The 14763-nt window shown below is 56.8% G+C and carries 12 protein-coding genes, 1 tRNA gene and 2 pseudogenes; 11 read left to right on the top strand and 4 right to left on the bottom strand.

What is annotated here, in order from left to right; all coding sequences use genetic code 11:
• The 3 genes and pseudogenes from ACXJ5O_RS06735 to ACXJ5O_RS06725 form a co-directional block, all read left to right on the top strand.
• Positions 1-93, top strand: a pseudogene (locus ACXJ5O_RS06735) (exopolysaccharide biosynthesis protein PssY); the annotation flags it as partial.
• A complete protein-coding gene (locus tag ACXJ5O_RS06730) occupies positions 90-1358 on the top strand; it encodes an O-antigen ligase family protein (RefSeq protein ID WP_112530854.1) in 1269 nt (422 codons plus the stop codon). The pseudogene ACXJ5O_RS06735 and the gene ACXJ5O_RS06730, both read left to right, overlap by 4 nt.
• A gap of 22 nt (positions 1359-1380) precedes the next feature.
• Positions 1381-1620 carry a hypothetical protein gene (locus tag ACXJ5O_RS06725; RefSeq protein ID WP_457299210.1) on the top strand — a complete coding sequence of 80 codons (240 nt, stop codon included), beginning with the start codon at positions 1381-1383 and terminating at the stop codon, positions 1618-1620.
• Between the two features lie 61 nt (positions 1621-1681).
• On the opposite strand, the gene ACXJ5O_RS06720 is transcribed toward ACXJ5O_RS06725, so the two are convergent.
• Complete coding sequence (locus tag ACXJ5O_RS06720) at positions 1682-3844, bottom strand: mechanosensitive ion channel family protein (protein ID WP_457299209.1); 2163 nt, start codon at positions 3842-3844, stop codon at positions 1682-1684.
• A 207-nt stretch (positions 3845-4051) separates the two neighbouring features.
• On the opposite strand from ACXJ5O_RS06720, the gene ACXJ5O_RS06715 reads away from it, so the two are divergent.
• Complete coding sequence (locus tag ACXJ5O_RS06715; RefSeq protein ID WP_112530852.1) at positions 4052-4372, top strand: hypothetical protein; 321 nt, start codon at positions 4052-4054, stop codon at positions 4370-4372.
• A 68-nt stretch (positions 4373-4440) separates the two neighbouring features.
• On the opposite strand, the gene ACXJ5O_RS06710 is transcribed toward ACXJ5O_RS06715, so the two are convergent.
• Together ACXJ5O_RS06710 and ACXJ5O_RS06705 are read right to left on the bottom strand one after the other, a co-directional pair.
• Positions 4441-4517 (bottom strand) — tRNA-Pro (locus ACXJ5O_RS06710).
• 346 nt (positions 4518-4863) lie between these two features.
• Positions 4864-5535: a hypothetical protein gene (locus tag ACXJ5O_RS06705; RefSeq protein ID WP_457299208.1), complete on the bottom strand. Its 672-nt coding sequence runs from the start codon at positions 5533-5535 to the stop codon at positions 4864-4866.
• 201 nt (positions 5536-5736) lie between these two features.
• On the opposite strand from ACXJ5O_RS06705, the gene ACXJ5O_RS06700 reads away from it, so the two are divergent.
• The 3 genes from ACXJ5O_RS06700 to ACXJ5O_RS06690 all read left to right on the top strand — a co-directional run bounded on the left by ACXJ5O_RS06700 (position 5737) and on the right by ACXJ5O_RS06690 (position 8128).
• Positions 5737-6027 carry a hypothetical protein gene (locus ACXJ5O_RS06700; protein ID WP_457299207.1) on the top strand — a complete coding sequence of 97 codons (291 nt, stop codon included), beginning with the start codon at positions 5737-5739 and terminating at the stop codon, positions 6025-6027.
• 788 nt (positions 6028-6815) lie between these two features.
• Positions 6816-7481 (top strand): nitroreductase, encoded by a 666-nt coding sequence (locus ACXJ5O_RS06695; RefSeq protein ID WP_457299212.1) that lies wholly within the window; start codon positions 6816-6818, stop codon positions 7479-7481.
• Between the two features lie 74 nt (positions 7482-7555).
• The gene (locus ACXJ5O_RS06690) at positions 7556-8128 is read left to right on the top strand and encodes an NADPH-dependent FMN reductase (RefSeq protein WP_457299206.1); all 573 of its coding nucleotides are present in this window, start codon (positions 7556-7558) and stop codon (positions 8126-8128) included.
• Between the two features lie 60 nt (positions 8129-8188).
• Here ACXJ5O_RS06690 and ACXJ5O_RS06685 read toward each other — a convergent pair whose 3' ends face one another.
• Complete coding sequence (locus ACXJ5O_RS06685) at positions 8189-8710, bottom strand: GNAT family N-acetyltransferase (RefSeq protein WP_457299205.1); 522 nt, start codon at positions 8708-8710, stop codon at positions 8189-8191.
• Positions 8711-8959: 249 nt separating this feature from the next.
• Here ACXJ5O_RS06685 and ACXJ5O_RS06680 point away from each other — a divergent pair, with 249 nt between their 5' ends.
• The 4 genes and pseudogenes from ACXJ5O_RS06680 to ACXJ5O_RS06665 all read left to right on the top strand — a co-directional run.
• The gene (locus ACXJ5O_RS06680) at positions 8960-10327 is read left to right on the top strand and encodes a DUF1254 domain-containing protein (protein WP_457299211.1); all 1368 of its coding nucleotides are present in this window, start codon (positions 8960-8962) and stop codon (positions 10325-10327) included.
• A gap of 251 nt (positions 10328-10578) precedes the next feature.
• The gene (locus ACXJ5O_RS06675; RefSeq protein WP_457299204.1) at positions 10579-13686 is read left to right on the top strand and encodes an autotransporter outer membrane beta-barrel domain-containing protein; all 3108 of its coding nucleotides are present in this window, start codon (positions 10579-10581) and stop codon (positions 13684-13686) included.
• A gap of 186 nt (positions 13687-13872) precedes the next feature.
• Complete coding sequence (locus ACXJ5O_RS06670; protein ID WP_457299203.1) at positions 13873-14226, top strand: hypothetical protein; 354 nt, start codon at positions 13873-13875, stop codon at positions 14224-14226.
• A gap of 27 nt (positions 14227-14253) precedes the next feature.
• A pseudogene (locus ACXJ5O_RS06665) lies at positions 14254-14763 on the top strand (membrane-anchored protein); the annotation flags it as partial.

Raw genomic sequence — 14763 nt, 5'->3', positions numbered from 1 at the left:
CTGTATTACATCGAGAACTGGTCGTTGTGGTTCGATCTGAAAATCCTGTTCCTCACTCCCGTGCGACTTCTCAACACGGACAATGCCTATTGAGCGCGGCAATTGATCAGAACCGGCAGGCCAGCGTCGATCACGCCGCAAAAAACCGCGCTCTGATCAAATTGATTTCGACTTTTGCCGTGGGCTTCGGGGTGTTTCTCAGCGGCTTCGTCATCGATGAACCCGCGCCATACGAGCTCTATATGGCTGGCCTTATCGCCGTCTGGGCCCTGTTCGGTCTGAGATTGTCACGCACGGTCGCCGCCCTCCTCGCCATTCTGGTGGTCTTCAATCTCGGCGGCCTTGTTTCCCTGGCGCAGATGCCCGACCTCAAAGCGGCGCCAATGTACATCGCCGTTTCGCTTTTCCTCGGCTTTACGGCGGTTTTCTTCGCAGCGATCATCGATGCCGACCATCGCGTCCTGCGTGTCATCTTCAAGGCCTATATTCTCGCTGCGATCGGCACATCGCTGCTCGGTATCCTCGGCTATTTCGATGCCTTTCCCGGAGCAGAACTGTTCACGCGCTATGGCCGCGCAATGGGTGCCTTCCAGGACCCGAATGTTTTCGGACCGTTCCTCATGCTGCCACTTGCCTGGCTGGTGCATGGCGTCCTTGTGGGCAACCTTCGAGCCCTGCCGTTGCGCCTGATCCCGATCCTCATCCTGACGCTTGGTATCTTCCTGTCTTTCTCGCGCGCAGCCTGGGGAATGGCCGCACTGATCATTGCAGGCCTGGCCCTGCTTCTGTTCATCAGAAACCCCAATCCGCTGTTCCGGACGCGGATCATCCTGCTTGCAGGCCTTGCCGTCGTGTTTGTCCTGCTGGCTGTCGTCGTCGCGCTGCAGATCCCGAGCGTTGCCGACCTTTTCACGGCGCGAGCGCAGCTGGTACAGGATTATGACGATGCGCAATTCGGACGCTTCGCCCGCCACTGGTATGGCCTGCTCATGTCGATCGATCATCCGCTCGGGATAGGCCCGCTGGAGTTTGGACCGATCTTCGGCGAAGACACGCATAATATCTGGCTGAAAGCGGCGCTGGACTATGGCTGGATCGGATTTATCAGCTATCTGACCCTTACCATGTTGACGCTGGGCCTCGGACTGCGCATCCTCTTTCGCGAGCGCCCCTGGCAACCCTTTCTGCTCTGCGCCTATCTTGTTTATATAGCGCATGTGGCCATCGGCAATGTCATCGACACCGATCATTGGCGGCATTTCTGGCTGCTCATCGGCATCATCTGGGGATGTGCCGCATTGGAGGTCCGCCACCAAAGAAATGGTCGTTTGCCAGTTCCTGATAGAAGGACGAATTGACCGCACATGATGGGTGTACCAATTGGCAGTTTTTAAAAGCAACAAGAACAACTATTCGGACGCTGATGCTGAACTCATGCAGCGCTCACTGGACTCGGCCGTCCGGCAGCTGAATGACCAAGAAATATCGGACGACGAAATCAACACGCTGGCACGTTTTGTGCGCGCTGCCTTCATCATCGGCAATCGGGATGTGGAGTCCATGRCGAGGTTTGCGGTGAAGGCGGTTCTCATACGACGCAAGAGCCGCGCGAAGCGCTAGGGCCAGGACCAGGACCAGGACCAGGACCAGATTAACAGGTTCTGACCCTAGGGTCGTGATCTCAATTCTCCTGCAGCTTAGCTGCTTCGGCAGCCTTTTTGCGGGCTATCGCGTCATTCGTGGCTGCCGCAGCGACATTTGCCGTATGATCCTCATTACCGGCAACCTGTACCGTTGGTGACGCAAAGCCGATGCCATTGGCTCCGAACGCTTCCCTGATCATGGCATAGGCGCGGCGGCGGATCGTGGACTGATGCCCCGGTTTTGTCATCATGGCGAAGCTCAGATTGATACCGTAATCGCCGAAAGCCTCGACGCCCTTCATCTTGACCGTCTCGATGATCTGCGGGCCGAATTCCGGATCCTGCAGCAGTTCGGCCCCGACGGCTTTCACCAGCTTTTTGACCTTGGCGATATCCGTGTCGTAGCTGACCGAAATAAGGAATTTGTCGATGACCCAGTCACGGCTCATGTTCTGCACGGCACCTAACGTGCCGAACGGTACGGTGAAGATCGGGCCGCGATGGTGCCGCAATTTGACGGAGCGGATGCTGAAGGATTCGACTGTGCCCTTGTAGCTGCCGCTCTGGATATATTCTCCCACCCGAAACGCGTCGTCGGTCATGTAGAAGATGCCGCTGATGATGTCCCTGACGAGAGCCTGCGAGCCGAAGCCGATGGCGACGCCGAAAATGCCGGCGCCCGCGATCAACGGGCCGATTGCCACGCCGAGACCGGACAAGACCATCATCACGGCAATCGCGGCGATGAGTACGGCAAGAAAATTGCGCAGAATCGGCAGCAAGGTCATAAGCCGCCCGCTGCGGGCCAGTGCAGCCTCGTCGCCGCCTTCGATCCGGGCGCGTTCGATACGCACGTTGATGAGACCTTTGAGCATATGCCAGACGAGATCTGCGGCGAGCAAGATCACCACGCCACCCAGCACGCCGCGAATCATGCGGCTCGCGGCCTCGTCTTCCATCAATCCTATCGTGCGAAAACGAATGACGGCGCCGAGCCAGGCAACTGCAAGTATGATGATGATCACCCTTGCYCCCCGCTCCAGGAGGACTTCAAAGACCGGGTTCCTGGCTTTTGGCGCATCATCGGGACCGGCGAAGAACGATTTTACGATTGTGCTGGTTGTCCTCAAGATCGGAGGCAGGATGATGACATAGATGCCGACCCAAAAAGCCAGGCTCATGCCGGCAACCCATAACAGCCAAAGTACACATAGATAGAGTGTGAGCAGCCACTCCTTGGCGCGGTAGGCCCGGGATGCGACGGGGGCTTCCGGGCGTTTCCAGACGGTTTCCAGCGCCACCACCAAAAGGCCAAGGCCGAGCGTGTAAACGATCAAGCTCCTGACGTTGGGGCTGAAATTCAGCGCGGTCATCCATCCCGCCACCGCCCAACCTGTGAAGAAGATGCCCGTGAACCAGGCAACACGGCGATACCAGAACGCGGCCTGCACATCGTCCATAGGGATGAGACGCGCCACGATCTCGCCACCGTCTGCTTGCTTGCGGTCGGTTGCAAGCACAATGGCACCCAATCGCATGATCACACGCCAGGCTATCAGGGCGACAAGCATGGGCAGGACAAGCATGGCCAAGAGTGGCGGCCACGTGAAGGCGAGGAAGGCACCGATACTTGCCAGAGCAAAGACCACCAGCGGTGCCATGGCGGCAAAAATCGATCGGCCGATCACATGATGCCGTTTGGGCGCATCTGCCTCGGTCGCGGCCGGCACAGCCATTTTCCGGCGCGCCCGGGCGAGAATACGCCGAAAGAGAAATTCAGCCCCGAACCCGAGTGCAGCAAATGCTGCGAAGAGCAGCAGGATCGCCCCCGGACGTCGACCGTTGATTTCGGTCATGATCGTTGAGCGTGCCCCAGCAAATTCGCCGGGAACTGCCGGAATGGCCTGCACGAGGCCGCGCAAGTGCGCCCGAATGGCGTTCGACCATTGCATGAAATCGCTTGCCGATGGCGCAACGGAATCCTCTTCCGCCGCCGCAGGCGGAGCGCCCTTGGCAGCGATCCATGCTTTGATTTCGGGATCATCCAGAAGCTTCAAAAGCTCTTCGACTTTTTTGGGCGGCGGCTGGGTAGCCGCAGTCTGCGCCTGCGAAACTCCGGCAAGGCTCAGGAAAACAACGCAGCTCAATGCAAGCAGGATGCGCATTTTGGCGGTCATGGCTTGAAACACGGCAGTACTCATGCGTTTGCCCCCGGACAGACGTTTTGGTATATTATGAACGCAATATAATGACCTGTCTCACGAATAGTACAGCATTGCGTGCACCGGAATGACGTTGCCGGCTCTATTTACCAGTTCCGCCAAAATAAATGGTGCCATGGCCGTCCCGCCCTATTGCTGCCAACCGTACAGGTTTACATATAAGCCCTGCCAACACGAGGAACGGTCATGACCCGGATCGAATACAGGTTGCATGCATTTGATCTAGCGAGCCCCTTCGGCTTCGCCGACGGCAATATGTTCGGTCACCTCTTGCGGGAAAAACTCGGAAAGCTCGCGCCGGACAAGCGGGCCGTTCTGATCGAATGCGTCAAAAGATTTTTGCTCCCGGCGCTGCCGCGGCGGATAAAGACTGTTCTGGTCGGCACGCACAATCCCATTCGTATCCCTGACGGCGAGACGATCGACGATATCGAGGATTTCACGGTCGGCATCAGGGAAGATCAAGTGCTGGAAGTGGCCGCGGAACTCGCTTCGAAACACGATTGATCGAAAAACATCAAACCGGATGCGATGCCTGCTCCCGGAACAGGCGTATAGCCAATATTTGGCTATGCTGGTCGGAGTGGCCGGATTCGAACCGACGACCCCTTGACCCCCAGTCAAGTGCGCTACCGGGCTGCGCTACACTCCGATAATTTTGCTAAATCAACGACTTAGCGGGCATTCGATCCTCAGAATATCCGGCTTGTTTTCTGCCGGGGTAACGCTGAGGGTAACAGTCACGCCGATTATTTGCGAAGTCTCTGGGGGAAACCTCAAATCGACAGGCGAGCAATTACCCTATGGCGCTATCGGAGGCAAGGGCCGCAACGGAACTACGGACAAGAAAAACTCGGCAGAGCGAACCGTACCGGCTATTTTTCCGTAAGGTTTACAGGTTGGCCACACTCCCTGCTTTCTTGGTGCAGTTTATACATTGGGTCTGGCATTCGCAAAAAGGGGACCGGTGACCGTGGCATACCTACTTAATTTCGCGTCTACTTCGGATGATAAACCTTCATCCACTCGTCGCGCTTGGCAATGATATCGCTGTAAACGGTGTCCCAGTTTTCGAGACTGAACGTGGGCCGATTGAAGAAATCCGCCATGGTGTCACAGACCTCTATACCCACTCGCGACGTTTGAAAAAGCATTACGTCTATTGCTCTAGGATTGAAAAAAGGACCGCTACGCGCTCCGTCGAGGTCCGGAGTAAGCATCTTATAGGACTGTGGTGTGGGATGGGCCGCTAGCTCGCAAAACGTTTTGTAGATGCTGTCTCTAATGCTGTCCGGCGTTCCATAGAGTCGGTTAAGCGATCGGCGTACCTTCCATGGTTTAAAATGCGATCGTCTCTCATCGTCACCAAGCTTGTGCCAAGCCTCTAGTTCGGTCTTGTCCAGTCTGAATAGGTCGATTAACCAACTGGTTTCTAGGAGATCGCGAACGATCATTGCGCTCTTTTGATAGTAGCCTGTCGTCAGAAGCCCGAGCGATGATGCAAAGCCGTTGAAGATGCGCAGGCCGAACATTTGCACGGTCTGCAAGTATGGATCGTCAGTTTTGATCCGCCGCAATGCGTCCACAGCGTCCATGGCCTGCTCGATTACTTCAAGGTTGACGACACCGTTCGCGCTATCTTTGATATAAGCGAGCGTCTTCTTTCTCATGTAGTATTCTTGGCCGTGTAGACGCCGCAAGTTGTCCGGTATGTTTCTCATCGTGGCCGCGTTCCCTAGCGTGATTGTTATCCGCAGGCCGAGCGAAAGTCTACGGAACCCCCGTTTTCGCCCATAGTGATTATCCCCTGCCGGTCGGAAGTCCAGGTGAAATATGCTATGGTTTGCTTGGAGGAACGGAGGGACAGAACGTTGCCCAATCACGAGGAGAAGATTGCGTCCTACAAAACGCTGATTGAGTTGCACTATAGTAATGTCGAGAAAGCACAATGGAGACTGTTTGAATTGCGAACCGGATCGATAGCGACTGCCGGGGATGAAGTCGCTTTCAGCAGGTCATTAATTGCAGATGAAATGTGCGAAATCCGCAAGCTGGAGATGCTCCTGAAACGGCTTGAACACCCCAAGGAAAACGACACGACAGTGTTATGGCGTATGTTGCGTCTAGGGGGCAGTTTCGGCTGGAGCCGTAGAATAAACTGAATGACGCTAACCCTCATCAGGGGTGAGAAGAAGGAGGAGAGCAAGACAACGAGCCCCCACGCGGCTGTCTCTTCTCCTCTCTCTCCCCCAACTGGCCGCTTTAGCGAGGAAACATTTGTCCCAAGACCGGGGTGCTAACAGCGGTCAGCCGGGTCAAGTTACACCCGATTTGGTGTGCCGTATAAATGGCTTTATGGCCATCCACCGAAAGGGGTAATCGCGAAATTCGGGCAATCGCCGGGAAAGCTATTCAAAAAAATGGCCGAAGCGCCAAAGCAGTGCTTCACAGGGGACTGTGGAAATGCTTCGTCGGCTCCGGCCTATTGCTGCCAATGGGCATTGGGGTAGTTGAGTTCAGGCAGCAGCGGTAGTGTCGCCCACCCTCGCCCATGGGTCCAATCACACTTCCCCTCCGCTCGAAACAAAGAGGGAGAAGAGAAGGCACATCGCCCCCAATCCTCCCCCAGATGGCGGGTTGCAGATTTTGGCATGCCATCACAACCAGCGCGAGCAATTTACACGAGTTTACGCGATTTCCACTTTATTTTTAACTGGTTACGCGGTGAGACTATTGGCCTTGACCCTCGCCCACATGCCCCTCGGACGCATCGATCCCTATATACGTTGGATGTACGTCTCCTAGACCACGGTGTGATTACGTCTCCATTGCGAATGGAGATAATGAACCAAATCACAAACGGAACAGTCAGGAGGAGACGGCCATGAACATGGACAGTACCTCATACGCCGGCAGATCGAAACGAATGGCCGGCGGTATGGAGGCGATCATGGACGTTTATGAAGCAGTCACAAGCCGACGGGCGGTGCGCGGATTCACCGACGCTCCTGTGTCGAGGGAGGTGCTTGAGCGCGTGCTGTCTGCCGCAGCCTGGGCGCCGTCCGGATCGAACATCCAGCCGTGGAACACCTACGTGATGACCGGCGCGCCGCTGGCCGAACTCAAGACGACCGCCGTCGAGCGCGTGGCCCACGGCGACCCCTGGGACAAGCGGCAGTACAAGATGTACCCGTCCGAGCTGAAGTCTCCGTACGCGGAGCGCCGATCCGCCTTCGGCAAGGAGCGCTACAGCGCGCTCGGCATTGCGCGCGAGGACTGGGAGGCGCGCCAGCGGGCGGCAATCGCCAACTGGAACTGTTTCGGCGCGCCAGTCGCCCTGTTCTGCTACATCGACCGCGACCTGGGCCGTCCCCAATGGGCCGACGTCGGCATGTATCTGCAGACCATCATGCTGCTGCTCCGCGCCGAAGGACTGCACAGTTGCACGCAGATGGCGTGGTCGCAGGTTCGCGAGACGGTCGCGGAGGCCTTGTCGCCCCCGGACGAGCTCATCCTCTTCTGCGGCATGTCGATCGGGTACGAGGACCCCGCGGTAAGTTCCCCGCGTACGGGCCGCGCCCCGCTCACCGAGACGGTCACTTTCGTCGGCGATTAGTTACTGGACAAGAGACCCTTCTATGATTCTTGCGTATGATACGTCCTTTATCATGCGAGATATTGGAGAACGCCATGACCACGCATAAAGTAGGCTATTTCATCGGCAGCCTCGCCAAGGGCTCGATCAATCGCAAGCTCGCCAACGCGTTGGTGCGACTCGCCCCGCCGGAACTTGAAATGTCGGAGATATCCTTCAAGGACCTGCCGCTCTACAGCTACGACTATGACGCCGACTACCCTCCGGCTGGCAAGGCATTCAAGGCGGCAATCGCGGCGGTCGACGCCGTGCTGTTCGTCACGCCCGAATACAATCGATCCATACCCGGCGGGCTGAAAAACGCAATCGACTGGGCGAGCCGCCCCTATGGCACCAACTCATTCACACGCAAGCCGTCAGCGGTGATCGGCACGTCGCCGGGCGCGATAGGCACAGCAATCGCCCAGCAGAATTTGCGCAGCGTCCTTAGTTTCTGCAACTCTCCCCAGATGAATGCCCCGGAAGCCTACATCCAGTTCACACCGGGGCTGATCACCGATGACGGCGAGGTCACGAACGACACAACTGCCGATTTCCTTCGCACTTTCATGCAGGACTTCCATGTCTTCATCGCAAGGGTTCGCTCAGTGCTGCCGAAAGATGCCTAGAGCCGGCCTATGCAACATCCTGGAGGTGCAGTCGCTCCTGGATCTGTTTCAACCGGCCGGTCAGTCGGGATCGGACACTCTCTCGAATAGTTCCACAGGATTACCGCGATAAGTCGTGGCTTTGAACATTTTGAAGTCCAGGCGGGCGGCGACGCGTTTCGACGTATCGTTCCACGTATCGATCATGCAAACTGTCCGGGTTGAAATTTTCCTCGAGTCGAACCAGACAAATACGGCTTGCATCGCCTCTGTTGCTATACCCCGGCCGTGGCGGGAATATTCCACCCTCCACATGGCCTCTGGAAAACCATCGTAGGGAACGCCGTGACCTCGATGAAAGTGCGCCAGCCCCACCTCGCCGATCACCGCGCCAGATATGCGGTCGACAATGGCAAAAGGGCCGAAGTCAAACGTCGCCCAGTGTCCGATCCAACGCAGCAACCGATACCAGATATCTTCCTCACTCAGTTGAGGGTGGCCGGGAGAACCGTCCGTCATCGGCTTGTTCACCCACACGGTCTTGTAGCTTTCAAAATCGCCGATGACGAGCGGACGCAGGAGCAGACGGTCTGTTTCAATCATGGTTTTGCTTGCTACGTGATGAGGTTCGCAATTGAGTTTGATATCCGCATTTGAAGGAAGCGCCAAATTTTAAACGCGCATACTCAACCTTTTGATCCGTGAATTAACCGTTACGTACTTGTTCTTTTCCTCACGGCGAGACCTTCTTTTGACTGAGACTGCGTTTGAACGCCGAGACAATTGCGACTTAAATCAACGGGGAAGGATCAACTCGTGACAAGTATCACACRCCGAGGCTTTGCTTGCGGCATTGCCCTGATTCCGGCTTTGCGCTTCACATCGGCACTAGCCCAGACCAGCATAACCCCGGAGGAAGCGCGCGCCATCGCCAAGGAAGCCTACATATACGGTTTCCCCATGGTGGACGACTACCGCATCGAGCACGCCTATTTCGTCGATACCAAAAATCCGGAATACAAGGGGCCGTGGAATACTCTCGTCAACATTCCGCGTGTCTATACGCCGGCGGACACGGCCATCCAGACACCCAACTCCGATACGCCCTATTCGATGCTCGGCATGGATTTGCGGGCCGAACCCGTGGTGCTCACCGTACCGCCTATTGAAAAGGACCGGTATTTCAGCATCCAGTTCATCGATGCATACACATTCAATTTCGCCTATATTGGCAGCCGTGCGACCGGCAATGATGGCGGTAGTTTCCTCGTCGCCGGCCCGGGCTGGAAGGGTGAAACGCCAAAGGGCGTGAAGGAGGTTATCCGCTCGGAGACGGAGCTGGTGCTGGCCGCCTATCGCACGCAGCTGTTCAATCCGGACGACATCGACAACGTCAAGAAGATTCAAGGCGAATACAGGGCCGAGCCGCTATCCAAATTCCTCGGCGGGGCCGCGCCGGCGGCAGCGCCCGCCATCGATTTCATCAAGCCGCTATCCCCTGCCGACGAGAAGACCTCGCCCGAGTTCTTCAACATCCTGAACTTTGTCCTGCAATTCTGCCCGACCGACCCTTCCGAAACCGAACTCATGACACGCTTTGCGAAGATTGGTGTTGGCGCGGGCAAGACCGTCGATGTCAGCTCACCGGAAATGAACACAGCCATCGAACAGGGCATGGCCGATGCCTGGACCGACCTCGAGGCGTTCCGCAAGCTATTCGATGCGGGCAAGGTAACGTCCGGCGAGGTATTCGGAACGCGGGCCTATTTGAAGAACAACTACCTTTACCGCATGGGCGCTGCGGTATTCGGCATCTACGGCAATTCCAAAGAGGAAGCGATGTATCCCGCCTATGCCATCGATGCCGACGGGAAGAAGCTCGATGGAGCCAACAAGTACACCATACATTTCGCGGCGGGGGAACTGCCGCCGGTCCACGCCTTCTGGTCATTGACCATGTATGACCTGCCGCAGAGCCTGCTCGTCGCCAATCCGATCAACCGCTATCTGCTCAACTCGCCAATGCTGCCGCAATTCGTGAAGGACGCCGATGGCGGCCTGACATTCTATATCCAGAACGAGAGCCCGGGCAAAGACAAGGAGCCGAACTGGCTGCCTGCACCCCAAGGGCCATTTATCATTGCGATGCGACTCTACTGGCCCGAGCAGGAAGCGCTTGATGGAACCTGGAAGCAGCCGCCGATGAAGCGGTCCACCTAGCAAGGGTACATCGCGCTCCCCGATTTGCCTTGCGTCGTCGCCTGCCCCAGCCATTAAGTAACAATTCCGCAACACCTTTCCCCAAAGATGAATGCTCGGCCCGATTGTATTCGAAAACTAAACCTTTCGACTTATAGTAGAGCTTTGACTCGCACGACTAATGACCGTTTTATGCATTTTCTAAAAGCCGGCACGGCAGAGGGCGGATCCTTGAAAGCTGCGTCCGAAGAAAAGGTGGGATAGGTATCGGTATGACTCTACGCAAAGCTTTGCGCGCATCGACTGCGCTGACCGTAGTCTCGTTTCTCGGCATGGCTGCCACGGTCTCCCTCTCGATTTTCGACGAAGCAAAGGCGCAGACCTGGAATGGGGCTGGACCGAATTATGGTATCGGGACAAACTGGTCGACCAATACTGTGCCAGGCGCCGGAGAGACCGCCACGTTTGATAATACCGGTGCAGCCCAGCCGATAGTAAATCTTGGGGGCGGCACGTTCTCGGTGGACAGCTGGGTCGTCAACGGCGGCACCACCTACTCGATGGAAAACGGCACGATAAACTTTCTCACCGCTGCAGGCTTGACGAACAATTCGGCAGGCGGCCTGGGGATAAATGCAAACATTACTGGTAGTGGCGGCGTAACGCAGAATGGTACCGCTACACTCTTTCTCTTGGGCAACAATACCTATACCGGCGGGACGACCGTGCTGTCTGGCATAGTTGAAGCTAGGGGAACTGGCAGGCTTGGCACTGGTCCTGTGAGCGTCGGGAATTCCTTCGGGGGTGCTCCTGCCGAGCTGCAGTTGACCAATGGGTTCGATGCTCAATCACTGGTTATTACCAACCACGCCACCGGTAACACAGTTTTCAATGGTGGGACGGCTGGCAGTGCCAACATCAGAAACAGTGAGGGTGGCGGAACCACTTTTCAGAATAACAGCACCGCCGGTAACGCACAGATTCTTAACGATGTTAGCCTCAACCAGCCCAGTGTCACATTGTTCCGTGACACCAGCACCGCCGGGAATGCAACGTTTTCGCTGCCCGGCGGCGATGTCCGGTTTCAGGATAACAGCACGGCAGGCGATGCTACTCTAACTGGAACTGCAACAGTTATATTCCAGCAGAATGCGACTGGCGGTAATGCTGAATTCAACCTCAGCTCCTTTACCGGGTTGATCCAATTTCTGGACAACAGCACAGCGGGCGCGGCGACGATTGCCAATACAGGCGGCAGCCAAATTCGGTTTGATGGCGCAGGCACGTCTGCCGGGACAGCCACGATCACCAACAGCGGGTCCTCTACGTTACCGGCCGTCCAGAATTCGACGACGATATTCGACTCCACCAGCACGGCGGGCAGCGCCACGATCACCAACATAAGTGATGGTCGAACACAGTTCCTCGCTAGCAGTAGCGCCGGCAACGCCACGATCATAAATAACGTCGGCGGAGGTACAACTTTCGATGACAACAGTACCGGCGCGAATGCGCGGCTTGTCACGATCGGCACCGGATTTGTTGATTTTTCGCTGGGTAACTTTGCTACTAATACCGCTGGCTCTATCGAAGGCAGCGGCCAGCTCCGGCTCGGTTCGATTGACTTCACTGTCGGCTCAAACAATCTCTCGACCACCTATTCCGGCGTGATCCAGGATGGCGGGACCGCAGGCGGGACCGGCGCGTCGCTGACCAAGACCGGTACAGGAACCCTGACGCTTTCCGGCATCAACACCTACACCGGCGGCACGACCGTCAATCAGGGAACGCTTTCGGTCAATGGCACCATCGGTGCCGTCAACGTTTTGAGCGGTGGGACGCTCGGCGGTATCGGCACGGTCGGCAATACGGTTGTAGCCTCCGGTGCCACCATTGCGCCGGGCAACTCGATCGGTACGCTGAATGTCGCCGGCGACATAACCCTTGCTGCGGGTTCGGTTTACAGCGTCGAACTCGCAGGCTCGGGTGCTTCCGATCTGATTGCAGCTTCCGGCGTTGCAACCTTGCAGGGCGGTTCGGTCGCAGTCACGGCACTTGACCCGCAGACGAGCTACCAGACTGGACAGGTCTACAGGATCTTGACGGCACAGGGCGGCGTCAGCGGAGCATTCGATCCGAATGTGCTGAGCAATTCAGCATTTTTGAGCGCGACGATTCTGAACACCGCCAACGCAGTGGATTTAACCATTGCGGTCCAGCAGACACCACCGAACCAGGGTCCGTTCGTATCGGTCGCGCAGACCCGCAACCAGCTGGCGACGGCTGGCGCTCTTGATACACTGGTTCAGAGCGGCAGCTCGCTGGCACTGTACAACAGCCTTCTCGTGCTCGATGCCGCCACGGCACGCGAAGCATTCGATTCATTGTCGGGCGAGATTTACGCTTCGACGAAGACAGCGTTGATCGAGGACAGCCGTTTCATCCGCGATGCTGCGATCAACAGGGTTCGCAGTTCCTTTGGCGGCGTGGCTACCCCTGCTCTGCCGATCATGGCCTATGGCGAAGGCGGCCCGGAACTCGCTCCTGCAACAACCGACAAATTCGGCGTATGGGGTACAGGCTTCGGCAATTGGGGTTCGACCGACAGCGACGGCAATGCCGCGTCCCTTGACCGCACGACCGGCGGCTTTGTCATTGGAGCCGACGCACTCGTCTGGGAAAACTGGCGGCTTGGTATGCTTGCCGGATATAGCCGCACATCGTTCGATGTCGATGATCGCTCATCGTCGGGAGACAGCGACAATTATCACCTCGGCGTTTATGGCGGCACGCAGTGGGGCAATCTCGGCTTCCGTGCCGGTGCAGCCTATACGTGGAGCAATATCGATACCCATCGCTCGGTGGAGTTCCCGGGCTTTTCCGAGGATCTGAGTGCCGACTATGACGCCGGAACGGCCCAGGTCTTCGGTGAACTTGGCTACCGTATCGATACCAGCCGCGTCGCGTTCGAACCTTTCGCCAATCTCGCTTACGTTAACTTCCGGAGCGACTCCTTCTCCGAATCCGGTGGCGCTGCGGCACTATCCGCATCGAGCGAAACGACCGACACGACTTTCACCACGTTGGGTCTGCGGGCGTCCACAGATTTCACGATGGGAAGCATGTCGGCGACGGCGCGCGGCATGCTGGGCTGGCGCCATGCATTTGATGATGTAACGCCGCAATCCCGCCTCGCCTTCACTGGGAGTGACGCCTTCACGATATCGGGCGTGCCAATCGACCAGGACGCGTTCGCAGTCGAGGCCGGACTTGATGTCAAGCTCACGCACAGTGCGACGCTTGGTCTRTCCTATAATGGCCAATTTGGCAGCAAAGCACAGGATAATGGATTTAAGGCCGACCTTTCCTTCAAGTTCTAAGAGCCCATCTTGAAACTCTACTGCGGCGGACATCTGACGCGATTTTCTGCGCTTCCGGTGCTCACGTACTTGATGTACGCTCCGCTCGTCGCGAGAGCGACCCCGAAAAACCACGCCATACGTCTCGCCGCAGCGACTTTCAAAACAGGCTCTCAGACGTTTGGCTCCCGCCGCTGGAGATATATAATGGAACGGCCGGAAACAGACCATATCGACCAAGATGCGAATCTCGACGCCTTGGCGAACTTCGTGGATTATTCCGGCATCAACAGGGATCGGGGCGGCAGGTGCCGTTTTGACGCCGACATCCTGTTCAGCAGCGACAGGACGGTCGACGAGCGCACGCGCGTCCACATCAGCTTTCGCGACGACGAAGTTTCAGTGGTGCGCTTTACAGAGATGGGCGAGTTGAACCCTGTCAATGTGCATACGGAATTCAGACTTGCGTCATCGGTTTTCCGGTTTGAAGATGAAGAACTGCAGATTTTCGGAACATCACCGAAAGTTGGCCAATACAAGGTCCGTATTCGGCCGTTGTAGAATTGTTTCGGACTGGAGAACTACTGAATGACCGCTTCGTTCGCGGAAACCAAGCTGCTCCTGTTCCGGAGACTCAAATACATACTGCGCCGCCCAAAGCCTCCAGTGCTGGCCGTTCCCTTTGCCGGACCAGTCGTGGTTGTCGGCTCGGCTCCGGTTTCTCATAGGCCCATCGATTTTGACGAAACATTTCGTGTGATCACTATCAACGGTTCGCAGGCAGTCACCCGGAAATGGGGCATAGAAGTGCCCCACGTTACGCTCATGCAGTACAGACAGCTCGATGGCACGAACACGAACGCGGTCGAGGTTCGTCGCGTGCTCAAGGGCGAGCGCACGGGCATGCTTTACGTGCTGTTGTGGCGCAAGGGACTGGCGAGCCTGAACGAGCACCTGCGTGCATTTGACTATGACTATGACAAAGTTCAGATCGTCAACCGCTATCAGCGCATTGCGCTGGTGGAAAAAATCTGCGGGCTGAAGGTTCTCGAACTGGATGCAATCTCCAAATGCTCGAACGGGGTGATCGCAGTACTC

Source organism: Phyllobacterium sp. P5_D12 (genome assembly GCF_054049495.1).
The sequence above is the reverse complement of the archived record's forward strand: the minus strand, read 5'-3'. Positions and strand labels throughout refer to the sequence as shown.

Coding starts and splice junctions, on each gene's coding strand:
- ACXJ5O_RS06695 (WP_457299212.1), top strand. CDS start 6,816: ATGGACGTTTATGAAGCAGTCACAAGCCGACGGGCGGTGCGCGGATTC.
- ACXJ5O_RS06685 (WP_457299205.1), bottom strand. CDS start 8,710: ATGATTGAAACAGACCGTCTGCTCCTGCGTCCGCTCGTCATCGGCGAT.
- ACXJ5O_RS06690 (WP_457299206.1), top strand. CDS start 7,556: ATGACCACGCATAAAGTAGGCTATTTCATCGGCAGCCTCGCCAAGGGC.
- ACXJ5O_RS06705 (WP_457299208.1), bottom strand. CDS start 5,535: ATGAGAAAGAAGACGCTCGCTTATATCAAAGATAGCGCGAACGGTGTC.
- ACXJ5O_RS06715 (WP_112530852.1), top strand. CDS start 4,052: ATGACCCGGATCGAATACAGGTTGCATGCATTTGATCTAGCGAGCCCC.
- ACXJ5O_RS06670 (WP_457299203.1), top strand. CDS start 13,873: ATGGAACGGCCGGAAACAGACCATATCGACCAAGATGCGAATCTCGAC.